This window comes from Sulfitobacter noctilucae, assembly GCF_000622365.1.
In the GTDB taxonomy this organism is placed as follows: Bacteria; Pseudomonadota; Alphaproteobacteria; order Rhodobacterales; family Rhodobacteraceae; genus Sulfitobacter; species Sulfitobacter noctilucae.
Window position 1 is genome coordinate 44,799 of sequence record NZ_JASC01000013.1, and the last position, 20,330, is coordinate 65,128.

General features: G+C 58.8%; 22 protein-coding genes and 2 pseudogenes. 12 read left to right on the forward strand and 12 right to left on the reverse strand.

The window, feature by feature from the left end:
- Positions 1 to 13: 13 nt before the first annotated feature.
- Complete coding sequence (locus Z945_RS0106895; protein ID WP_025051368.1) at positions 14 to 367, reverse strand: hypothetical protein; 354 nt, start codon at positions 365 to 367, stop codon at positions 14 to 16.
- Positions 368 to 523: 156 nt separating this feature from the next.
- Here Z945_RS0106895 and Z945_RS0106900 point away from each other — a divergent pair, with 156 nt between their 5' ends.
- On the forward strand, positions 524 to 1,504 hold the full coding sequence (locus Z945_RS0106900; protein WP_025051369.1) for a glutathione S-transferase family protein: 981 nt from the start codon (positions 524 to 526) through the stop codon (positions 1,502 to 1,504).
- On the opposite strand, the gene Z945_RS0106905 is transcribed toward Z945_RS0106900, so the two are convergent.
- Positions 1,501 to 1,866, reverse strand: coding sequence for a response regulator transcription factor (locus tag Z945_RS0106905; protein WP_025051370.1), 366 nt, complete (start codon positions 1,864 to 1,866; stop codon positions 1,501 to 1,503). The genes Z945_RS0106900 and Z945_RS0106905 overlap by 4 nt on opposite strands.
- A 201-nt stretch (positions 1,867 to 2,067) precedes the next feature.
- Between Z945_RS0106905 and cobD the strand changes: the two genes are divergently transcribed.
- The 4 genes from cobD to Z945_RS0106925 are packed head-to-tail and all read left to right on the forward strand — an operon-like array spanning position 2,068 to position 5,518.
- A complete protein-coding gene (cobD, locus tag Z945_RS0106910; protein WP_025051371.1) occupies positions 2,068 to 3,015 on the forward strand; it encodes a threonine-phosphate decarboxylase CobD in 948 nt (315 codons plus the stop codon).
- Positions 3,012 to 3,926, forward strand: a complete 915-nt coding sequence (gene cbiB / locus Z945_RS0106915; protein WP_025051372.1) for an adenosylcobinamide-phosphate synthase CbiB — start codon at positions 3,012 to 3,014, stop codon at positions 3,924 to 3,926. Before cobD ends, cbiB begins: the two co-directional genes overlap by 4 nt.
- 9 nt (positions 3,927 to 3,935) lie before the next feature.
- Positions 3,936 to 5,108 carry a lytic murein transglycosylase gene (locus tag Z945_RS0106920; protein ID WP_025051373.1) on the forward strand — a complete coding sequence of 391 codons (1,173 nt, stop codon included), beginning with the start codon at positions 3,936 to 3,938 and terminating at the stop codon, positions 5,106 to 5,108.
- Positions 5,109 to 5,122: 14 nt separating this feature from the next.
- Positions 5,123 to 5,518 carry a rhodanese-like domain-containing protein gene (locus tag Z945_RS0106925; protein ID WP_025051374.1) on the forward strand — a complete coding sequence of 132 codons (396 nt, stop codon included), beginning with the start codon at positions 5,123 to 5,125 and terminating at the stop codon, positions 5,516 to 5,518.
- A gap of 4 nt (positions 5,519 to 5,522) precedes the next feature.
- Here Z945_RS0106925 and smc read toward each other — a convergent pair whose 3' ends face one another.
- Together smc and Z945_RS19500 are read right to left on the reverse strand one after the other, a co-directional pair.
- Positions 5,523 to 8,978 (reverse strand): chromosome segregation protein SMC, encoded by a 3,456-nt coding sequence (gene smc / locus Z945_RS0106930; RefSeq protein ID WP_025051375.1) that lies wholly within the window; start codon positions 8,976 to 8,978, stop codon positions 5,523 to 5,525.
- A gap of 127 nt (positions 8,979 to 9,105) precedes the next feature.
- Positions 9,106 to 9,510 carry a hypothetical protein gene (locus Z945_RS19500; protein ID WP_025051376.1) on the reverse strand — a complete coding sequence of 135 codons (405 nt, stop codon included), beginning with the start codon at positions 9,508 to 9,510 and terminating at the stop codon, positions 9,106 to 9,108.
- A gap of 114 nt (positions 9,511 to 9,624) precedes the next feature.
- Between Z945_RS19500 and Z945_RS21030 the strand changes: the two are divergent.
- Positions 9,625 to 9,834, forward strand: a pseudogene (locus Z945_RS21030) (FadR/GntR family transcriptional regulator); the annotation flags it as partial.
- Between the two features lie 102 nt (positions 9,835 to 9,936).
- A pseudogene (locus Z945_RS21035) lies at positions 9,937 to 10,392 on the forward strand (FCD domain-containing protein); the annotation flags it as partial.
- Positions 10,393 to 10,473: 81 nt separating this feature from the next.
- Here Z945_RS21035 and Z945_RS0106945 read toward each other — a convergent pair.
- The 6 genes from Z945_RS0106945 to Z945_RS0106970 form a co-directional block, all read right to left on the reverse strand.
- The gene (locus Z945_RS0106945) at positions 10,474 to 11,034 is read right to left on the reverse strand and encodes a F0F1 ATP synthase subunit B (RefSeq protein ID WP_025051378.1); all 561 of its coding nucleotides are present in this window, start codon (positions 11,032 to 11,034) and stop codon (positions 10,474 to 10,476) included.
- 5 nt (positions 11,035 to 11,039) lie between these two features.
- Entirely contained in the window at positions 11,040 to 11,591 is a 552-nt protein-coding gene (locus tag Z945_RS0106950; RefSeq protein ID WP_025051379.1) for a F0F1 ATP synthase subunit B', read from the reverse strand.
- A gap of 100 nt (positions 11,592 to 11,691) precedes the next feature.
- Positions 11,692 to 11,916, reverse strand: coding sequence for a F0F1 ATP synthase subunit C (locus Z945_RS0106955; protein WP_011567586.1), 225 nt, complete (start codon positions 11,914 to 11,916; stop codon positions 11,692 to 11,694).
- A 59-nt stretch (positions 11,917 to 11,975) separates the two neighbouring features.
- Entirely contained in the window at positions 11,976 to 12,731 is a 756-nt protein-coding gene (locus Z945_RS0106960; protein ID WP_025051380.1) for a F0F1 ATP synthase subunit A, read from the reverse strand.
- Position 12,732: 1 nt separating this feature from the next.
- A complete protein-coding gene (locus Z945_RS0106965; RefSeq protein ID WP_025051381.1) occupies positions 12,733 to 13,083 on the reverse strand; it encodes an AtpZ/AtpI family protein in 351 nt (116 codons plus the stop codon).
- A 189-nt stretch (positions 13,084 to 13,272) separates the two neighbouring features.
- Positions 13,273 to 14,160: a LysR substrate-binding domain-containing protein gene (locus Z945_RS0106970; RefSeq protein ID WP_025051382.1), complete on the reverse strand. Its 888-nt coding sequence runs from the start codon at positions 14,158 to 14,160 to the stop codon at positions 13,273 to 13,275.
- A gap of 377 nt (positions 14,161 to 14,537) precedes the next feature.
- Here Z945_RS0106970 and Z945_RS0106975 point away from each other — a divergent pair, with 377 nt between their 5' ends.
- Complete coding sequence (locus Z945_RS0106975; RefSeq protein WP_025051383.1) at positions 14,538 to 14,858, forward strand: ArsR/SmtB family transcription factor; 321 nt, start codon at positions 14,538 to 14,540, stop codon at positions 14,856 to 14,858.
- Positions 14,859 to 15,031: 173 nt separating this feature from the next.
- On the opposite strand, the gene Z945_RS0106980 is transcribed toward Z945_RS0106975, so the two are convergent.
- Together Z945_RS0106980 and Z945_RS0106985 are read right to left on the reverse strand one after the other, a co-directional pair.
- Positions 15,032 to 15,925, reverse strand: a complete 894-nt coding sequence (locus tag Z945_RS0106980) for a DMT family transporter (RefSeq protein ID WP_025051384.1) — start codon at positions 15,923 to 15,925, stop codon at positions 15,032 to 15,034.
- Positions 15,922 to 16,800: a LysR family transcriptional regulator gene (locus Z945_RS0106985; RefSeq protein WP_025051385.1), complete on the reverse strand. Its 879-nt coding sequence runs from the start codon at positions 16,798 to 16,800 to the stop codon at positions 15,922 to 15,924. Before Z945_RS0106985 ends, Z945_RS0106980 begins: the two co-directional genes overlap by 4 nt.
- Before the next feature lie 117 nt (positions 16,801 to 16,917).
- Between Z945_RS0106985 and Z945_RS0106990 the strand changes: the two genes are divergently transcribed.
- The 4 genes from Z945_RS0106990 (at position 16,918) to Z945_RS0107005 (ending at position 20,307) form a co-directional block, all read left to right on the forward strand.
- A complete protein-coding gene (locus Z945_RS0106990) occupies positions 16,918 to 17,496 on the forward strand; it encodes an FMN-dependent NADH-azoreductase (RefSeq protein ID WP_025051386.1) in 579 nt (192 codons plus the stop codon).
- A gap of 237 nt (positions 17,497 to 17,733) precedes the next feature.
- The gene (gene ffh / locus Z945_RS0106995) at positions 17,734 to 19,230 is read left to right on the forward strand and encodes a signal recognition particle protein (RefSeq protein ID WP_025051387.1); all 1,497 of its coding nucleotides are present in this window, start codon (positions 17,734 to 17,736) and stop codon (positions 19,228 to 19,230) included.
- A gap of 262 nt (positions 19,231 to 19,492) precedes the next feature.
- On the forward strand, positions 19,493 to 20,014 hold the full coding sequence (locus tag Z945_RS0107000) for a GNAT family N-acetyltransferase (RefSeq protein WP_025051388.1): 522 nt from the start codon (positions 19,493 to 19,495) through the stop codon (positions 20,012 to 20,014).
- Complete coding sequence (locus Z945_RS0107005; RefSeq protein ID WP_025051389.1) at positions 20,011 to 20,307, forward strand: chorismate mutase; 297 nt, start codon at positions 20,011 to 20,013, stop codon at positions 20,305 to 20,307. Before Z945_RS0107000 ends, Z945_RS0107005 begins: the two co-directional genes overlap by 4 nt.
- Positions 20,308 to 20,330: the final 23 nt, after the last annotated feature.

Genomic DNA, 20,330 nt, shown 5'->3' on the forward strand with positions numbered 1-20,330 from the left:
AAGAATCTGAGCGCTAGCCGAACTGTTCGATCAAGGCGACCGGCGCATGGGTCGGTCGCTCAAAATCCAGTGCCGCAGCTGTGGCAACAGGTGTGGCCCGCTTGAACACATAATGCATCTCGTCAGCCTCTTGTGCGGCAGTGACGATCAGACATTGGAACAGATGCGTGGCCCCATCGTAAAGATCGACCAGACCGCGTAGCGTAGGCGCATCCTCGACAGCGACCGAAAAGCCGGTTTTCCACATGCCCAGCACGGCAATCTGACGCCCGTTCACTTCCAGCCTCAGCCGCGATTGCTTTCGTAGGCGATGTATCCGCGCGGCGTCCAACCCAGCTTGCACATCTTTTGACAGCATCTCTTCCATTTAGTGTCTCCCCATTCATCCCAGAATTGGCGCAGTTTCGGACGAAATCAACATAATATCTTCTGTGCGCAGATGCAGATCGGTTGCGCTCAGGTTGCTGGGGTCAGACTAGGCGAGGAACGCTACAGTTTGATGAAGAACCGAAGGGAGAATGACATGGGTTTGCTGGTCGACGGAAAATGGCAGGACAAATGGTATGACACCGAGGCATCAGGCGGCAAATTCGAACGCTCCGCCGCGAAGTTCCGCAATTGGGTGACCGCAGATGGCTCCGCCGGTCCATCGGGCGCGGGCGGCTTCAAAGCGGAGAGCGGGCGCTATCACCTCTACGTCAGTCACGCGTGCCCATGGGCCCACCGCACGTTGATCTTCCGCAGTCTGAAAGGTTTGCAAGACCATATTGAGGTAAGTGTCGTGCACCCCGATATGTTGGGCGAAGGCTGGACCTTTGACACGGATTTTGACGGGGCCACCGGCGACAGGTTGTTTGGCCTACCCTATGCCAGAGACATCTACACCAAGGCTGAACCAAAGTTCAGTGGTCGCGTCACTGTGCCGATCCTATGGGACAAAAAGCGCGAAACTATCGTGTCGAACGAAAGCTCCGAAATCATTAGAATGTTCAACAGCGCATTCGACACCATCACAGGCAACACCGAGGATTACTGGCCCGAAGCCCTGCGCGAGGCGATCGAACCGGTGAACGATCGTATCTATGAAACGTTGAACAACGGCGTCTATCGCTGCGGATTCGCCACTACTCAGGAGGCCTACGACGAAGCGGTTGAACCGCTATTCGACACACTTGATTGGTTGGAGGACCGACTGTCTGCCAAAAGGTACCTGATGGGCGACACCATCACTGAGGCAGACTGGCGGCTGTTCACCACGTTGATCCGTTTCGACAAGGTTTATCACCAGCATTTTAAATGTAATCGCCGCCGGATCGTCGATTATCCGAACCTTTGGGGGTATCTGCGCGAACTCTATCAATGGCCCGGGGTCTCAGACACGGTCCACTTCGATCACATCGTGCGGCACTATCACTACAGCCACGAGACGATAAATCCGCACCGCATCATCCCCATCAACCCGGTTCTGGCTTTTGACGCCCCGCACAATCGAGAGGGCATCTAGCCGTCGACTGTCCCGTAGTGTTCGATCATAGCCGCCAGATCATCTGGCGGCGTGGTAGATGGCAGGAAAGCACGCGCATTGGATGAATGACTAAATATCGATCCATCCGAGAAAAAGCTGGTGTTGGTCACAAATATAACCCGCGCGGCCGGTTGACGGTAATTCGCGTAATCCGCCACGGCCAACGCGGCTCCCTCTTCCAACACCAGATTTAGAACGATGATATCAACCGCATGCGTGCTGAGATATTCAGTCGCGGCATCCTGCGTTCCGCACCTGCTGACAATCATGCCCTGTCGTTCAAGGTGGCGTTGCCAAATCTGGCCTAGCGGTTCACTGCTTTCAACGATCAATACTTTCAGACCATTCGTCGAAGCGGGCTTTTCTGGTTTAGGGTGCGAAGTCATATCTTCTGATGTTCCCAATTCCTTAACGAAGTATTAACAGATTGGGAAATCAGTTAACGCCATAGACGAGCCTTGTAGAACCGGCGCTTTTCCGCTTTTGCTAGCTTCTGATATGGCGCACCTCCGCCAAAAGTCGAGAATACGGACAAAGCACGCATGACATTTACTCAACGGGATCACGGCGGCAATCTTGATGCCGCAATCGCCCGTTTTGGCGGCGAGCGCGACGAATGGATTGACCTGTCCACCGGGATCAATCCGGTGCCCTACCCCCTTCCAAACGTGTCAGCCGGGGCCTGGACAGCGCTTCCCGACCAAGGCGCAATGAACCGCTTGATAGACGCGGCCCGCCGCTTTTGGTCTGTGCCGGATGCGGCTGCGGTGCTTGCCGTCCCGGGGGCTTCTGCGGCGATTGCGCATATCCCGCTGCTCGCTCCGGCGGGGCGTGTTTCCATTCCCGCGCCCACTTACAATGAACATGCCGCCAGTTTTGAGAGCGCAGGCTGGCACAGCGCGAAAGACGGCGCACCGCATGACGCATCCGTGCATGTGCACCCCAACAACCCGGATGGACGATTGTGGCAGACCAGCGATCTGACGGGTCATCTGCGGGTCATCGACGAAAGCTTTTGTGACATCCTGCCAGAGGCCAGCCTTATTCAAGAAGCAGCACGGCCCGGCACTTTAGTCCTTAAAAGTTTCGGCAAGTTCTGGGGATTGGCCGGCGTGCGACTCGGCTTCGTGATCGGCGACCCTGAATTGATCCGCCGCCTCGAAACCATGCTGGGGCCATGGGCGGTCGCAGGTCCGGCGCTCGAGATCGGCGTCAATGCTTTGGAAAACACACCCTGGGCCACTCACACCCGCGCCCGTCTGGCCACGGATGCAGCCCGGTTAGACAAAGTGATGACCGACAAAGGGGCCGCCTTGATTGGCGGTACCTCTCTCTTTCGCCTTTACGATGTAGGTGATGCAGCAGACTGGCAAACCCGTCTGGCAAAACATCACATCTGGACGCGGGTGTTTCCTTATAACCCCCGTTGGCTCCGCCTGGGACTACCGGATACGGCGGGCTGGCACCGCTTGCATCAGGCGCTTGCATGAGCGGCCCAGCCATCCTCGCCGCGGCGATGCTGCTTGATGCGGCTTTTGGCGAACCCGGTTGGCTGTGGCGCAGGCTCCCTCATCCTGCAGTGCTGATGGGCCGTTTGATTGGGTTGTGTGATGTGCGTTTCAACACCGGCAGCAGTCGCAAGTTAAAAGGTGTAATGCTCGTCTTGGGCCTCGTCGCCTTGTCCATTATCATCGGTCTCGCGCTTGCCGAACTGGGTGCATTGGTCGAGGTTATCGCGGTCGCTATCCTGCTGGCCCAACGGTCACTGGTGCAGCACGTCACAGCGGTGGCAACCGGATTGCGAATGTCGCTGACCGCAGGACGGCGCGCTGTCGCCATGATCGTTAGCCGCGATACAGCCAATATGGAACAGCCCGCCGTCGCCCGCTCTGCCATCGAAAGTGCCGCGGAAAACCTGAGCGATGGGGTTATCGCACCCGCCTTCTGGTTCCTGATCGGCGGATTGCCGGGAATCTTTTTGTATAAGATCGTCAATACTGCGGACAGCATGATCGGCTATCGCACCGAACGGCATGCGGACTTTGGCTGGGCTGCGGCCCGGTTGGACGATGTGTTGAACTGGATACCAGCACGGTTGACCGCGATTCTCATCGCCCTACCCGGCCGTGTGTTGACCCATTGGCCCGCGATCAGCGCAGATGCAGCGCTACATCGCTCGCCCAACGCAGGTTGGCCCGAAGCCGCGATGGCCAAGGCCGTGGGAGTGGCGCTTGCCGGGCCAAGCGCCTATGATGGCGTGATGCAGAATTTTGCGTGGGTCAACGACAGTGGCCGCAAGACCATCGCCGCGCCGGAAATCGACGCCTGCGTCAGGCAATTATGGCTAGCATGGGGGCTGGCGCTGGCAATGGTTTTGGTCCTTGCTGTCGGAATGGGTTGAGAGATGAAAATGCGACGAACCATTTTTGCAGCGACGGCGCTGCTCATGTCAGTTAGCCAGATGGCCGTTGCCGCGTGCGGAGGATCCTTTGCTACCTTCGTCGATGAATTGAAAGCCGAGGCCATCGCGACAGGCATCGAACCCGTCACCGCGGATGCGTTTTTCGCCTCTGTCCGCCAGGATACCGCCGTGCTGGCCGCCGACCGCAAACAGGGCGTTTTTCAACTGCCATTCATCGAATTTTCCCGCAGACTCATCTCGAACGACAGGATCAATCGGGGCCGCGCCAACGCGGAACGCTTTGACACAGTCTTTGACCGGATCGACCGCGACTATGGCGTGGATCGCGGCGTCCTGCTGGCCTTCTGGGCGTTCGAGACGGATTTCGGTGCCTTCCAAGGAGATTTCAACACCGCCAACGCACTTGTAACACTGGCGCACGACTGTCGTCGCCCCGATCTGTTTCGGCCGCAGGTGCTGGCCGCTGTTGAGCTTTTTGCCCGTGGTCAGTTTGACCCGCGCCGCACCACAGGTGCCTGGGCGGGAGAGATCGGCATGGTGCAAATGCTGCCACGCGATATTTTGGAGAACGGCGTCGACGGGGATGGGGACGGCAAAGTCTCTTTGAAAAATTCTGCCCCGGACGCCTTGCTATCAGGTGCGGCAATGCTGCACGACTTGGGCTGGCGCGCAGGTGAGCCCTGGCTGACCGAAGTCACCCTGCCGTCCGATTTCGACTGGTCGTCAACCGGGCTTGAGACTGTCAAATCCGTTTCGGAATGGTCCGCTCTGGGCGTCACCCCGCGAATGGGCTCCCTTCACGAAGGGCTCGGCGCCTCTGTCCTGATCCCGCAGGGGCACAAGGGGCCTGCGTTCATCGCCTATCCCAATTTCCGCGTTTATTTCGATTGGAACCAAAGCTTTACCTATGTGATGACCGCCGCCTACTTCGCCACGCGACTGGGTGGTGCACCGGTGTTCAATGCGGGCCAACCGGATACCGGACTGAACAGTGACCAGATGAAAACGCTGCAAACCAGATTGCAGGCACAAGGCCATGACGTGGGCAACATCGATGGTATTCTCGGGGCAGGCACACGCACCGCTGTGCGCGCCGAACAGGCGCGGCTGGGTCTGGTCGTCGATGGATGGCCCACGCCTGCGCTACTTTCACTGCTCTAACCAAAGGAAATTCAATGCCGCTCAAGACTTCCGCCGCCCAGATGGTCGCCGCCGCACGTGCCCGCATCGAAGAGATCGAGACCGCCGATGCCATCGCGATGGTCGATGACCCAAACGTGCAGATTGTCGATCTACGCGACCCGCGCGAACGCGAGCGCAGTGGCTTCATCCCCGGTAGTTTTCACTGCCCACGCGGAATGCTCGAATTCTGGGTTGATCCCGACAGCCCCTATTTCAAAGACGTCTTTGCGCAGGACAAAAAGTTTGTCTTTCACTGCGCGTCCGGCTGGCGCTCTGCCATTTCCGTAGCCACGCTTCAGGACATGGGCTTCGACGCGGCGCATCTGAAGGAAGGTTTCGGTGCTTGGGAAAAGGCAGGCGGACCCGTGGAAAAGAAAACGGCGAAATAAGCGCCTAGGCGACCAGCGTTTCAGCCGCTTTCAAATCGACGGATACCAACTGGCTCACGCCTTGCTCGGCCATCGTCACACCAAACAGCCTGTCCATCCGCGCCATCGTCACCGCGTGGTGCGTGATGATCAAAAACCGCGTATCGGTCTGTCGGCACATTTCATCCAGCAGGTCGCAAAAGCGCGTAACGTTGGCATCGTCCAAGGGCGCATCCACCTCGTCAAGCACACAAATCGGTGCAGGATTTGCAAGGAAGACCGCAAAAATCAGTGCCATCGCGGTCAGCGTCTGCTCGCCCCCCGACAACAGGCTCAGCGTGCTCAGCTTCTTACCCGGCGGTTGGCAGAGGATTTCCAGCCCGGCTTCCAGCGGATCTTCGGATTCGACCATCACCAGATTGGCCTCGCCGCCGCCAAAAAGATGCGTGAACAACATCGAGAAATTGGAATTTACCTGCTCAAACGCCGTCAGTAACCGTTCCCGTCCTTCACGGTTCAGGCTGGCGATGCCGGAGCGCAGGGTTTTGATCGCCTCCACCAAATCCGCTTTTTCCGTGGTCAAGCTGTCATGCTCTTCCTGCACTTCCTTGGCATCTTCTTCGGCACGCAGGTTCACGGCACCTAATGAATCACGCTGCCGCTTCAGGCGGTTCACATCCGCTTCCAGCGTATCTGCCCCCGGCATCTGATCGGGATTTATGTCCAGAGAAGTCAGCAATTGATTGGGCGTCTGCTGGCTGTCCTCGGCGATCCGTTCAGCCGCAGCTGCAACCATTTCTTTCGCCGCTTCCGTCCGTGCCTCTGAGCGCGCACGCGCCTCGCGGGCTTCTGATGCAGCGCGTTCCGCCTCGCGTTCGGCAGTGGTGGCGTCGCGCAATGCCGCCTCCGCTTTCGATAGCGCATCTGCAGCATCGGCGCGCCGGGCTTCTGCTGTGGTAATCGACTGGCTCAATTCATCGCGCTTGGCAGCCAGCTCATCGGGCGCGGCACTGGCTTCTTTCAACTCGACCTCTGCGGAGAGTTTACGGTCAGCGAGTTCGGCGCTGTGTTTCTCGGCAGTCTCAAGCCGGTGTCGCCACCCGCTCAGTTCTTTCGTGACTTCCTGCGTGCGCTTCACCCGTGCCTCGCCTTCGCGGCGCAATTCATCATGGATGGAGCGGCGTGACATCATCGTAATGCGCGCCGCTTCAACCGTCATGCGCAGATCTTCAATGCCCGCACGGGCCTCTGCTAGATCACCAAGTTCTGCCAAGGCACGCTCGGCCTCAAGCACCCGGCCCCGTGCGGCCATCGCTTCATCTTCATGCCGTTTGACGGCCAGCCCAAGGCTTTCCAAACGTCCTTCGGCCAATGTGCGATCCGCCTCGACCCGGCTCAGCGCCCGGCCGGCATCCGCCAGCGCCCGGTCCGCATCGCGCCGCGCTGCGCGGGCCGCTTTGTCAGCTTCGGTTTGTGACTGCAGACTGCGCGTCAGACTATCATGCGCAGCGCGAGCACCTTCGGCCCGCTGGCTGGCCTGCTCCAACGATTGCTTAAGCACTTCCAAACGGTTCAACTGCTGCAACCGCAACGCCGCCGCTGAGGGCGCATCTTCTGCCCAAGCGCGAAAGCCGTCCCAGCGCCATAGATCGCCTTCAACCGAAACCAAGCGCTGTCCGGGCAACAAGCCCGCCTGCAAGGCCGCACCCTCATCCGTGTCCACCAAGCCGATCTGTCCCATGCGACGCACCAGCACATCAGGCACCGACACATGCTGCGTCAGCGGCGTGACCCCACCGGGCAAAGGCTGATCTTGGTCATACCCGGGCAGAACGGCCCAACCGGAGGGACCATCCTGATCAACCTGAGGGGCGCGCAAGTCGTCAGCCAGTGCGGCACCTAATGCCTTTTCGAAACCATGCTCAACCTGCAACCGGTCCAAAATCTGGCCACCTTCGGCAGTATCGCGTTCGACCAGCTTGGCAAGCGCCCCGACTTCTGCCCGCAAGGCGTTCATCTCGCCTTCTGCCTCCGACCGCTCCGCCCGTGCGTCCGCCTCGCGCGATTGAGTCTCAGCGCGGGTTTCTTCGGCCTGGATCAAGGCGGCATCCGCAGCAGCAGCGGCCGCCACGGCAGAAGTTTCCGCCCGTTTGGCGGTGTCGAAATCCGTCGCAGCCTTTGCAAGGGCTTCGCGACTTTGGGCAGCAGCCTCTTGCGCCTTGGCCGCGTCGGTTTCAGATTTGGCTTGGGTCTTGCGACTGTCTTCCAACAGGCGCTCGGCAGAGCCATAACGCGCGGCCAACCGCGCCACGTCTTCAGTTTGTTTCGACAGATCGTCCTCGCGCGCCTGCAATACCCCTGCCGCTTCGCGCGCCGCTTGTGCTGCAGCTTCGAGCGCGTCGGTATGGCCTTCACCTGCTTTAGAAAGCTCCTGCGCCTCCCACTCCAACCGCTCGATTGTCTCGCCCGCATCGCGGTTCAAACCCGCTTCCCGCTCGATATCGCGGGCAAGTTGCGCGATGCGCCCGGTGAGCGTCGCGATTGTCTGCTGCGCACGCGCTTCCTGATCAGCCAGTGTATCCCGCTGCACGGCAAGACGTTGCAGAATGGCAGCGGCGATCGCTTCTTCCTCGCGCAGAGACGGCAAGGCGTCTTCTGCTGTTTGCCGGGCTTTGGCGCTTTGCTGCACCTCGCCCTGCGCTTGCGCAGCGGCCGACACCCGCGCGCGCAGTTCCTCGTCCATACGCGCCCGCGCATCATCCGCTTCGCGCCAGCGGCGGTACAGCAGCATGCCTTCACTGCGCCGCAACGCGTCGCCGATCTCGCGGTAGCGGGCGGCTTGCCGTGCCTGTCGCGCCAATTGTGCCAGTTGCGCGGCCAGTTGTTCGATTACATCATCGACGCGGGCCAAGTTCGATTCCGCGCCGTTCAGCTTCAACTCCGCCTCGTGGCGCCGCTGGTAGAGGCCGGAAATGCCCGCCGCCTCTTCCAGAATGCGGCGGCGGTTCTTGGGTTTTGCGTTGATCAATTCCGAAATCTGACCTTGCCGGACCAGCGCCGGACTATGGGCACCGGTGGAAGCATCGGCGAAGAGCATCTGCACATCGCGGGCTCGCACGTCCTTGCCCGCGGCCTTGTAGGCGCTGCCCACATCGCGGGTGATCCGCCGCACAATCTCTAACGCATCAGTGTCGTTGAACCCAGCCGGGGCAAGGCGTTCGGAGTTGTCGATATGCAGGGCGACTTCGGCGAAGTTGCGCGCAGGCCGTGTTGCGGCCCCGGCAAAAATTACGTCTTCCATACCGCCGCCGCGCATCGCCGTCGGCCGGTTCTCCCCCATGACCCAACGGAGCGCTTCCAGCAGGTTCGACTTGCCACAGCCGTTTGGCCCCACAACGCCGGTCAGACCATCGGCGATGATCAGATCAGTGGGGTCCACAAAGCTTTTGAAGCCCGTCAGTCTCAGTTTGGAAAAGCGCACCTGTTCTGTGGCTCCGATGATTCCCAGCTTGATCGAAACTGCGTGTTGGACCCCTATGCTGTCAAGCAAACCCCACAACCAGCGGTGCCATAGGCCATGTTATCCACAAGATATTGCGGAAAACCGCTTAGGCAGGGTCGCAATCCAGCTCAACACGCAGTTGGCCAATCTCTGGTATCCCGCTACCGCGTACCGGCACACAATCTAGTTCGCGTGGCCGCCTTACTCGCCGTGCGGCTTTGGTACCGCACTTCAAGCGCCCGAAAGCCTGCGCCTGATCGCCTGATACGCTCAATACGTCGCACCCGCTGACCAATTGCATCGCCAGTGCAGCGCGATACCGGATTGGGCCAAAGCGCGGGGCATATTCGGGATTGATGCGAATGGCTTCCGCCCGCAGCCCCTTGATGCGCACATCGAATGTTGACCCTTCGACTTTTACACGCGTTGCAGCGGCCCCTCGAAACGCAGGGCTCGGCATATTACAGCCCACACAAACCGCAATCATACCGAAGAGCAAAGACCACCTCATCCGATGACCATGACGCCGGAAGGTTAACAGGTCGATAACTGACGCCTGCCAAAGGCGCGGCCATTGCCGTTTCGCCCTACTGGTCATATGTTATTACCAATTTCAGGAGACCCCATGCCCTTTCGCCCCGTTACATCGGAAAAGCTGTCCAATGCTGTTGTGCGCCAAGTCGAGGAGTTGATCCTGCGCGGTATCCTGCGGGCGGGCGAGCGTTTGCCGTCAGAGCGCGAATTGTCAGATCGGCTCGGTGTCTCGCGTCCCTCTTTGCGCGATGCAATTTCCGCCTTGCAAGAAACCGGGCTGTTGAACGCAAGACCCGGTGCCGGGATCTTTGTCGCGGACGTATTGGGCAGCGCCTTTTCACCCGCGCTCATACAGCTGTTCGCGCGTCATGATGAGGCAGTCTTTGACTACCTGTCTTTTCGCCGAGACATGGAAGCGCTTGCGGGGGAACGTGCTGCCCAACATGGATCCGGCACCGATTTGGCCGTGGTGCAAACCGTCTTTGATAAAATGGTTGCCGTGCACAGCAAACGGAACGCCGAGGAAGAAGCACAACTGGACGCGCAGTTTCACATGGCGATCATTGAGGCGAGCCATAATGTCGTGATGCTGCACATGATGCGGTCGATGTATGAATTGCTGCGTGGCGGCGTTTTCTACAACAGACAGGTGATGTTCAAACAACGTACCAGTCGGGCCGCGTTGCTGGAACAGCACCGGGCGATTAATACAGCCCTTCAAGCGCGCGATCCCCTGCAAACCCGCACAGCCATTGAGGCGCATCTGAACTACGTTGAAAAATCTTTAAGCGATCAGCGCAGGGCAGAGCGCAACGAGATCATTGCGCAGCAGCGGCTCCAGCATGAGGTGGGCGGGTAAAATATTTCGCGCCACAGCCTGAACGCAAAAAGCCCCGGTAATCTACCGGGGCTCTTTCTATATGTCGTTGACTAAACCGGCCTAGTGCAGCTTGGCGTCAACCTGCGCAATAGCGTCATCGATCAGCTGATTGCCATCTGCTGCCGTCATTTGCTTGGCGATCACTTCGCGTGCGGCTGCAACGGCGATCATCGCCGCCTGATCACGCACTTCCTTGATCGCGGCAGCTTCGGCTGATCCGATCTGGTCTTCTGCAGCAGCCATGCGGCGGGCCACAGACTTTTCAAGATCAACACGAGCTTGCGCGGCAGCGGCTGTTGCTTCATCTTTGGCGCTTGCAACAATCCGGTCTGCCTGGTCCTGCACTTCCTTCTGCTTGCGCTCGTAAGAGGCCAACAAAGTCTGCGCTTCTTCACGCAGGCGGCGTGCTTCGTTCAGTTCAGCGCGGATATCATCGGCGCGCTTGTCCAACATGCCGCCCAATAGGCTCGGCACTTTGAAATAGAAGAGCACCGCGATGAACAGCAAGAAGGCCAGCAGGACGACAAAGTCCGTATTGCCCAGTGAGAAAAACGGACCTGTTGCCGCAAATGCGGGCGATGCCGTCAGACCGACGAGAGCGGCGGTGAGAGTAAAACGCATCCGGTTCATCCTTTCATCCGCGCGGTCACCGCAGCGTTGATGGTCTTGGCATCTGCCTTGCCACCCAAAGCCGCGACGATTTCTTTGGCAGTGTCTTTCGCAACAACAGCAACATTCTCCAAAGCAGAGGCGCGAATGTCGGCGATTGCCTTTTCAGACTCTGCGGATTTGGCTGCGATTTCTGCATCTGCCTTGGCAATTGCAACGTCCAGATCGCCTTTGATCTCGGCCTTGGCATCCGCCACAATACGCTGTGCTTCAGCACGCGCATCAAGCAATGCTTTGTCGTAAGCCGCTTCGGCTTCGACCGCTTTTGCCTTGAGGTCTTCGGCGGCAGCGATGTCGTTGGTGATGGTCCCGGTCCGTTCGGCCAGAACCGCACCAATCCGGGGCAGCGCCACGCGCGACAGGATCAGATAGATCGCAATCAACGCCAGAACGAGCCAGAAAATCTGGTTGCCCCACCAGTCGAAACACAGTTGCGGCATACCAATGGCAGAGCCGTTCGGCCCTACGCAGGTGCCTGCCATTTCGATATCAATTGGTTCAGTTGCCATATTGGCTTCTCCTTGGAAACGAGACCCTGAAAACTTGGGGCTTACAAGCGGACAGGGGTGTGCCCCTGCCCGCGCATAAGAGTGTCGTTACCGTGAGGTCTTAGACAGCGAACATCAGCAGCAGAGCGACGAGGAACGCGAAGATCCCCAGGGCTTCTGCGAAAGCGATGCCGATGAACAATGTTGCTGTCTGCGATGCAGCAGCGGAGGGGTTGCGCAATGCGCCGGCAAGGTAGTTGCCTGCAACGTTACCAACACCGATTGCGGCTGCGCCGGAACCGATTGCTGCCAGACCTGCGCCGATGTGTGCGAGTTCGCCTTCCATGAGAATTCTCCTATGCGTTGGAAGTAAAGAGTGTGGGCGGGGATATCCCCGCCGCGTCGTTAGTGGTGAGGGTGCAGCGCGTCCTTGAGGTACACGCATGTCAGGATGGTAAAGACGTAAGCCTGAATGAAGGACACGAGGACCTCCAAACCGTACATCGCCGTGATGCCGAGGATCGCGATGGGCGAGACCGCCAGCAAGGCTGCAAAGCCCGCGAAAACCTTGATCACCGCGTGGCCCGCCATGACGTTACCCGCCAGACGAATGGAATGGCTGACCGGACGCACGAAGTACGAGATCAGCTCGATCAAAGCCAGAATGGGGCGCAGCGCCAGCGGTGCCGAGGATACCCAAAAGAGGCTGAGGAAAGACGCGCCGTTCTTGACAAAGCCAAGCACGGTGACTGTCAGGAAGACCGCCAGGGCCAGCACAACCGTCACGGCGAAGTGCGACGTCGGCGTAAAGGCCGTCGGGATCAGACCCAGAAAGTTTGCGCAGACGATGAACATGAACAGCGTCATGATGTAGGGGAAGTATTTAACCCCTTCTTTGCCGCAGATGTCTTCGACCATCTTATAGACAAAACCATACGCCAGTTCGGCCACTGACTGCATCCGCGAAGGCACGACCGCCCGCTTGGAGCTGCCGACAACCAGAAGCAGGAATACTGCGATCACAGCAAGGAACATCCAGACGGTTGCGTTGGTCACCGTATACCATGCCACCTCACCACTGCCGAAGAACGGCTTAATGATAAACTGGTCCATCGGGTGAAACACCAGACCGCCTTCTGCGCCGCTTGTATCTGTCGCCATCTCAGGCTCCTTCGTTCTTGTCAGCCCCGTTCGGGGAATTCATCACGGCCTCATCAGCCATCTTCTTGGCCTGGATTTCCTGCGCAGAGCGGAGCATCGTCTTTACCCCGGCCGCAAGACCCAGCATCGTAAACAGGACCATGAATATCGGCAGCGTGCCAAGCAGCACATCCAATCCGTACCCAATGCCAAAACCGATCCCAAGACCGGCCACAAGTTCGATCACCATCCGCCACGCCAATTGCGCCTGGGAGTAGTGCTCTTCCTGATGCGGTTTCGCCGGCGCCGACCGCGCTTTGGCGGCGTTGATCTTGGCTTCAAGGTCTTGAAGGTCTTGATCCGGCATCGACAATTCCCCACTGGAATTCTTGGCTGTGTGCTACTGGGGAAGCGCAAGAGAGTCAACTGAGCAAAGCTGATCCGTAACGTACTGATTCACTTCACTTTATTCACGCCGATAGGCAGAGGTGCTGCGCAAAATACCGACGCAATGCCACCTCAGGTGCAAGGCGCAATATTCAACTGGTTGGTTGATTATAGCTCAGCCCGCATGTCGCCAGATTGCCGTTTCTGCCAAAAGCCACTCTCGAAACACCCGCACAGGCTTGCGCCGCAACACACCGTCGCCGTGCAGCAGATGATACCCTCCCTCACGGAACCCGACATCCGACACGCGCTCCAACCGCCCGGCGGCGACCTCTCCGGCAACCACTTCATCCGAAATCAGCAGGATACCCTGCCCGCAGATGGCCGCTTCCGCTTCCAAATGGGAACTCATCCGCCAGGAGGACTGCGGCACCTCGTCCGGTGCAACACCTCCGGCAAGGGAGAACCACAAATCCCAGGTTCCTGTCGTTCGGTCCCGCAACAACGGGTACGACAGCAGATCGCGCGGCACCAACGTGGTGCCTTTCGTCAGGTCCGGCGCTGCGTAGGGATGCAGCGGCGCATCACTCAACAACTCCGAACCGGGACACCACCCACCGGGGCTGACAAAACGGATCGCCAAATCTGCCTCATAGCGGGCGACATCCGCAAGGCGGCGCGAGGCCTCAAGCCTGATATCCACGTCTGGGTGCAGAGCCCGAAATGCGCCTAGACGCGGTACCAGCCATTTTGTCGCGAACAAGGTCTCTGCATTCACCGTGACCGTCCCCTGCGGCGTCTCTGCCAATCCTTCGGTCGCATGGGAAATCGCATCAAAGGCGGGCGATACCTGCGCCAGAAAAGCGGCACCGTCCTGCGACAGGACCAGCCCGCGTGAGGCCTCCCGAAACAATTGCACGCCCAGACGATCTTCCAGACCGCGCACATGGCGACTGATCGATGAATGGCTGACGCCCAACTCTTCTGCCGCCCGCGAGAAGCTTTGATGGCGGCCTGCGGCTTCGAATGCGCGCAGTGCGTTAAGGGGAGGCAGGTTTCGCATGAGCCGAACTTGTGCATTTTTCGCACATTATATGTCAAGGAACTCTTTTTGTTCTTGCCTGTCGGACCTGCGATGTTCGGCAAATACAGCGACAGGGAGAGCCAAATTGATCAAAATGCTTCAAAACATGCCGTGGCGCGATTGGAAAGTATGTGCGCAAATCGCACAGGCTATTGCCTCGCTTCGGTCTACAGTACCACCACACACACCCGGTCGCTTTGATCATGTAAACAATCTGGACGACCATCTAACCCGCGATATCGGTTTGGACCCTGTCAGCCGCGCCTATCGCCGGCATCGACACCCGTCACAGCACACCCATCATCCGCGCGGCTGAGCGACTTTCCCTGCCCGCGCCCAAGGGCTATTATCCCCCAATGAGCATAGATCAGGTATTTGCCGCGCTAGCGGACCCGACGCGGCGCGCGATCCTTGCGATGCTGCTGGAAGACGATATGGCGGTGACAGATGTGGCTGAACCCTTCGAGATGTCGCTCGCCGCGATTTCCAAACATCTGGGCGTGCTGACCTCTGCGGGACTGATATCGCAGGAAAAGCGGGGGCGGGTGAAATGGTGCAAGCTGGAGCCGGATGCGCTTAGGGATGCGTCGATCTGGATGCAGGGGTTTGGACAGTTTGAGCCTGTCCATCTCGACGCCTTCGAACGTTTTCTGGAAACGGAATTGCGTCAGAAATAATTAAAGACGCTGACCAGGGAAGTCAGCGCCATTGGGGGTGTTCTATAATACGAACTGGACGATCGCCAAGACAATGACGACGAGACCGACAAGATAAATAATACCGCGCATAGTGTTTCCTTTCATTCACTTGGATACAGAACGTCGCAGGACGCTGAAAGGTTCCCCAACTTTTAACACTTTCGAACTTCATCGTCCCGCAGCAATAAAAACAACGCCAGAACCGTGAGCATGACACCGATCAAGACGAGTGCTGGTGGCGTGTCATTGCCCAACAGGACTTCCCAGATGATCACCCAGCTTGGCACCAGATACGTGTAGGCCATCACCTTTGCCGAGGGCAGGCGCAGGGTGGCAAACTGCAAAATGACCACGGTAACAGCGGTCGCAAAAAACGCTGTATAGAAGAGTGCCACCCAAACGCGCAGAGGCAGGTCCGCCCAATTCACTGCGACAAGATCGGACCATGCATAAATGCTCAGAATAATCCCGCCGGCGACCACTGTGCCAAATGTGAATGTGACCGCTGTCTCGCCCCGGTTCAGCCGCCGCACCATCGGGGTATAAAGTGCATGGCTGGCACAGCCGATGAAATAGACCGCCTCGCCGCGCCCTAAATCAAACGCCAGAAGGGCCTGAAAATCTGCACGGAAAATGACCCACAGCGCGCCAACAGCACCCACCGCAAGTGCGAGCGACATCCGGCCCGTCATCACTTGCCGCAACAAGAGCCAGGCAAATCCAGCCGCCATCAGCGGCACGAGGGTAAAGACCGCAGCCGCACTGACGGGTGGCGCTGTCTTCAGCCCTTCGAACATTAAAACAAAGTAGAGCCCGAACAGTCCGCCCAAAACAGCATACCGCCAGGGAGCCCTAAAGCTGCCCGTGCCGAACCCGCCGCGCAGACTAGCAAGCATGCCGACAAACACTGCCGCCAGCCAGAACCGCACTGCGGTAAAGGCAGCAGGGTCAATATCATTGGCCATCAATCCGCCCAAGGAAAATGACCCGGCCACCAGTGCAGAGAACGCCAGCATCGCCAGATGCCCTTGCGCACCGGGGCTCAAAGCGGATGCTCTGCGACGTAGTGTTTGATAAAGCTCAAAAGGGTCTGAACCTTTGTCGTGCGGTGCAAGTCCACATGTGACACCAACCAAAGTGGGGCTGACCAATCCGGCCGAGGTGCGTGGATCTGCACCAGCCCCGGCGTCCTGCCTGCTTCTATTTCCGACATAAAGCCGATCCCTGCACCGGCACCGATTGCCGCTGATGCCGCCCGCCAATCAGTACACCGAAAGGTAATCGCGCTTTCCGGCACCGTCTGCCGCAGCCATATTTCCGTGGGGGCCCGGCTCTCGCGGTCATCACTGCCAATAAAACGGTGGCTGGCATAATCTTCCGGCCCTTCCGGAACACCGTACTCCGCCACATAGGCGTCGCTCGCGTAGGCCCCGGTGGTCAGATCGGTCAACCGTTGGACAACGTTGTCCGGCTGGTCCGGCGCTGCGCCGGCCCGAATTGCCACATGCGCCTCGCCATATTCCAACCGGAACAACCGTTCGCCGGTCAAATAGCGGACGGATACCTCTTTATGTTCCTGCTGAAAGGCCGCGAGCAGTGGCGCAATATAATCCGCCAAAACGGTCAAAGAGGTCACCACCATGTCGCCGGATACGTCGGCACCGCGCCCTTTGATCCGCCCCGCAAGCTGGTTCAGTTGATCATGGGTTGCTTGCGCCACCCGCAGCAGATCATTCCCCGCTTCGGTTGGCGTATACCCCCGCGCGTGGCGCTGGAATAACTTCACGCCCAATTGGCCCTCAAGCGCATCTATATGCCGGATCACTGTGGCGTGGTGAACACCTAACACTTCTGCGGCACCACTGACCGTCCCGATCCGCGCCACCTGAAAAGCTGTCCTGATCTCGTCCCAACTGTCCATTTCAAACCATGTGCAAATGTGAACACTTCCTGCGCCATACTGCCCGTTGCGTTCGCAAATGCAAGGCGTACCTGCTCCATAGAACAACAGACTATTATCCAAAGGAAAGGCCCGCCCATGAATATCCTCCGCATCGACAGCTCCGCCAATCTCACGTCATCGGTCACGCGAAGGCTGACCGACCAGATTGTTGCAAAGCTTGGTACATCAAACATCGTCATCCGCGATCTTGCGAAAAGCGGTTTACCCCAGATTGACAACGCGTGGACGGCGGCCGGCATCACGCCCAAGACCGAACGCACGGCAGACCAGCACGCCGCTTTGGCGCAATCGGATGCCTTGATCGCGGAAATTCGCACTGCAGATACCCTTGTCATCGGGATACCGATCTACAACTTCTCCGTAGCCGCATCGCTCAAGGCATGGATCGACCTGATTTGCCGCGCCGGTGAGACATTCCAGTACACCGCCACCGGTCCCGTTGGCCTACTGAAAGGCAAACGTGCGATCCTCGTGCTGGCATCGGGCGGCACGCAAATCGGTTCCGAAATGGACTATGCCAGCGGGTACATGCGCCAGATCATGAATTTCATCGGCATAGAAGAGGTCGAGATCGTTGCAGCCGACGCTCTGATGATGGACGCCGACGCCGCGCAGGATCGCGCCGCCACCGCGATCGACAAACTGGCCGCCTAAGCGCTAAGGCATGCAGCGCTCCCCGCCGCTGCATGTCTTGACTCCTTCCCTCTAAACGCCTAATTGCCGCTCAATCCCGGAAGCAAAGCCTTCCGGTCCCATTGCCATGAGGCAGGGATCGCCCTCCGTCAGCGCGTTGCGCCCACGGGGGCCGCTCCGCTTTGGGATTTGCGCATTTTCGCGGGCCTTCCTAAATAGGAGGCATCCCGCAACCGAACCGAGAAAGGGGCCAGCCCCATGTTTGAGAACCTCAGCGAACGCCTTTCAGGCGTCTTTGACCGCCTCACGAAACAGGGTGCCCTGTCAGAGGAAGACGTCAAAACTGCCCTGCGCGAAGTGCGCGTGGCTTTGCTTGAGGCGGATGTGTCCCTCCCGGTTGCACGTGACTTTGTCAAAGCGGTGCAGGACAAAGCCACCGGTCAGGCCGTCACCAAATCCATCACACCCGGCCAGCAGGTCGTCAAGATCGTTCATGATGCGCTGATTGATGTGCTTAGCGGCGAAGGCGAACCGGGTGCGCTCAAGATTGATAATCCACCGGCACCCATCCTGATGGTTGGCCTGCAAGGCGGCGGTAAAACAACAACGACAGCGAAACTTGCAAAACGGCTGAAAGAACGTGATGGCAAGCGCGTGCTTATGGCCTCGCTCGACGTGAACCGCCCCGCCGCGATGGAACAGCTGGCGATCCTCGGCACCCAGATCGGCGTCGACACCCTTCCCATCGTCAAAGGTGAAGACCCCGTTGCCATTACCAAACGCGCCAAGACCCAAGCCGGGCTTGGGGGCTATGACGTATATATGCTCGACACCGCCGGGCGCCTCTCAATCGACGAAGAGCTTATGGCCCAGGTCGAAGCCGTCCGCGATGTAGTCACGCCGCGCGAGACACTTCTGGTGGTCGATGGCCTGACAGGTCAAGACGCGGTGAACACCGCCGAAAACTTCGACGACCGCATCGGCATTACCGGCGTTGTCCTCACCCGGATGGACGGCGACGGACGCGGTGGTGCCGCCCTTTCCATGCGTGCCGTAACCGGCAAACCCATCAAGTTCGTCGGCCTTGGCGAAAAGATGGACGCGCTCGAGACCTTCGAGCCCGAGCGCATCGCGGGCCGTATCCTTGGCATGGGCGACATTGTTGCCTTGGTCGAGAAAGCACAGGAAACTATCGAAGCCGAGCAAGCCGAGCGCATGATGAAGCGCATGGCCAAAGGTCAGTTCAACATGAACGACCTCAAGATGCAGCTTGAGCAGATGATGAAGATGGGCGGCATGCAGGGTATGATGGGCATGATGCCCGGCATGGGCAAAATGGCCAAACAGGTCGAAGACGCAGGTCTCGACGACAAGGTGCTGGTCCGTCAGATCGCCCTGATCCAGTCCATGACCAAAAAAGAACGCGCCAACCCGGCGTTGCTGCAAGCCTCCCGTAAGAAACGCATAGCCAAAGGTGCGGGCATGGAAGTCTCCGACCTCAACAAGCTGATGAAAATGCACCGCCAGATGTCCGACATGATGAAAAAAATGGGCAAGATGGGTAAGGGCGGCATGCTCAAACAGGCCATGAAAGGCATGATGGGCAAAGGCGGCATGGACCCTGCGGCGATGGCCGGACAGATGGACCCCAAAGCCATGGAAGCCGCCGCCAAAGCCATGGGCGGCAAACTGCCGGGCATGGGTGGCGGCATGGGCCTGCCCTCAGGCCTGAGCGGGTTTGGCAAAAAGAAATGATGCAGCCGATCCAAATACCAACCGGTAGTTCTGCACGGGGTCAAGGATGCCGCAGGCACCGCGCCCTGCGCGGCCTGTCCTTGACGCCGGGTGGAATCGCCACCTACCCTCGCACAGGTGCCTTGAGCGCAGACCTGCGGCTCAAGCACCTCTCAGCAACAGGGGCAAACGATACCCCGCGCACAACACTCCAGTCTTGCGAGCACGGCGCGACACGCACCCATAATCGAATCGCGCTTCAGCGCGGCACTCAGGTCACGTCATGCAACAGATGACTGATCCCATCCCGGTGCTCGACACCCAGCGCCTGACCCTGCGCGCGCCCAAAGCGTCGGATCTGCCGACCCTGACCGCGTTCTATGAAACAGAACGCAGTCATATGGTCGGCGGCCCACGCAGTGCTTCACAAAGCTTTACCTCGCTGGCCTCGCGGATCGGTCATTGGGCGCTGCTGGGCTACGGCCTTTGGCACATCGACAACCGCGAAAACGGCGACTTTCTAGGCTGGGTTGGCGTGCTCAATCCGCCGGATTGGGATGAACCTGAACTAGGCTGGACGCTCTTTGCCCATGCCGAAGGCAAAGGATACGCCTTTGAAGCCGCCCGCGCGGCCCGTGCCTATGCCGCGCAGGAATTCAAGCTTGATGGCATGATCAGCTATATCCGCGCTGACAACACCCGTTCCGCCAATCTCGCCCGGCGCCTTGGTGCCACGTACGAACGCGATGGCGAAGTCATTGGTACGCCCTGCCACATCTGGCGCCATCCAAAGGAGGCCGCATGACCGATCCTGTCAAACTCGCCGCAGAAGTGCTGGCCGATCACCGCGCCTCCATCGACCGTCTCGATGCGATCCTCGTCTATACACTGGGCGAGCGGTTCAAACACACACAGGCTGTGGGGAAACTCAAAGCCGAACACGACCTTCCCCCGTCCGATCCCAACCGCGAAGCGGATCAGATCGCGCGGCTCGAAGATTTGGCGACAAGGGCAGACCTTGATCCCGAATTCGCCAAGAAGTTTCTGAACTTCATCATCGCTGAAGTCATTCAGCATCACAAAAGTCACCAATCGTAAAACGACAATCAACTTAAGGACTA

Excerpts from the sequence above, each read along its gene's own strand:
- Z945_RS0106975 (WP_025051383.1), top strand. The coding sequence starts at position 14,538 with ATGAGCATAGATCAGGTATTTGCCGCGCTAGCGGACCCGACGCGGCGC.
- Z945_RS0106925 (WP_025051374.1), top strand. The coding sequence starts at position 5,123 with ATGCCGCTCAAGACTTCCGCCGCCCAGATGGTCGCCGCCGCACGTGCC.
- cobD (WP_025051371.1), top strand. The coding sequence starts at position 2,068 with ATGACATTTACTCAACGGGATCACGGCGGCAATCTTGATGCCGCAATC.
- Z945_RS19500 (WP_025051376.1), bottom strand. The coding sequence starts at position 9,510 with ATGAGGTGGTCTTTGCTCTTCGGTATGATTGCGGTTTGTGTGGGCTGT.
- Z945_RS0106955 (WP_011567586.1), bottom strand. The coding sequence starts at position 11,916 with ATGGAAGGCGAACTCGCACACATCGGCGCAGGTCTGGCAGCAATCGGT.
- Z945_RS0106895 (WP_025051368.1), bottom strand. The coding sequence starts at position 367 with ATGGAAGAGATGCTGTCAAAAGATGTGCAAGCTGGGTTGGACGCCGCG.
- Z945_RS0107005 (WP_025051389.1), top strand. The coding sequence starts at position 20,011 with ATGACCGATCCTGTCAAACTCGCCGCAGAAGTGCTGGCCGATCACCGC.
- Z945_RS0106950 (WP_025051379.1), bottom strand. The coding sequence starts at position 11,591 with ATGGCAACTGAACCAATTGATATCGAAATGGCAGGCACCTGCGTAGGG.
- Z945_RS0106990 (WP_025051386.1), top strand. The coding sequence starts at position 16,918 with ATGAATATCCTCCGCATCGACAGCTCCGCCAATCTCACGTCATCGGTC.
- ffh (WP_025051387.1), top strand. The coding sequence starts at position 17,734 with ATGTTTGAGAACCTCAGCGAACGCCTTTCAGGCGTCTTTGACCGCCTC.
- Z945_RS0106960 (WP_025051380.1), bottom strand. The coding sequence starts at position 12,731 with ATGGCGACAGATACAAGCGGCGCAGAAGGCGGTCTGGTGTTTCACCCG.
- Z945_RS0106970 (WP_025051382.1), bottom strand. The coding sequence starts at position 14,160 with ATGCGAAACCTGCCTCCCCTTAACGCACTGCGCGCATTCGAAGCCGCA.
- Z945_RS0106900 (WP_025051369.1), top strand. The coding sequence starts at position 524 with ATGGGTTTGCTGGTCGACGGAAAATGGCAGGACAAATGGTATGACACC.
- Z945_RS0107000 (WP_025051388.1), top strand. The coding sequence starts at position 19,493 with ATGCAACAGATGACTGATCCCATCCCGGTGCTCGACACCCAGCGCCTG.
- Z945_RS0106985 (WP_025051385.1), bottom strand. The coding sequence starts at position 16,800 with ATGGACAGTTGGGACGAGATCAGGACAGCTTTTCAGGTGGCGCGGATC.
- Z945_RS0106920 (WP_025051373.1), top strand. The coding sequence starts at position 3,936 with ATGCGACGAACCATTTTTGCAGCGACGGCGCTGCTCATGTCAGTTAGC.
- Z945_RS0106945 (WP_025051378.1), bottom strand. The coding sequence starts at position 11,034 with ATGCGTTTTACTCTCACCGCCGCTCTCGTCGGTCTGACGGCATCGCCC.
- cbiB (WP_025051372.1), top strand. The coding sequence starts at position 3,012 with ATGAGCGGCCCAGCCATCCTCGCCGCGGCGATGCTGCTTGATGCGGCT.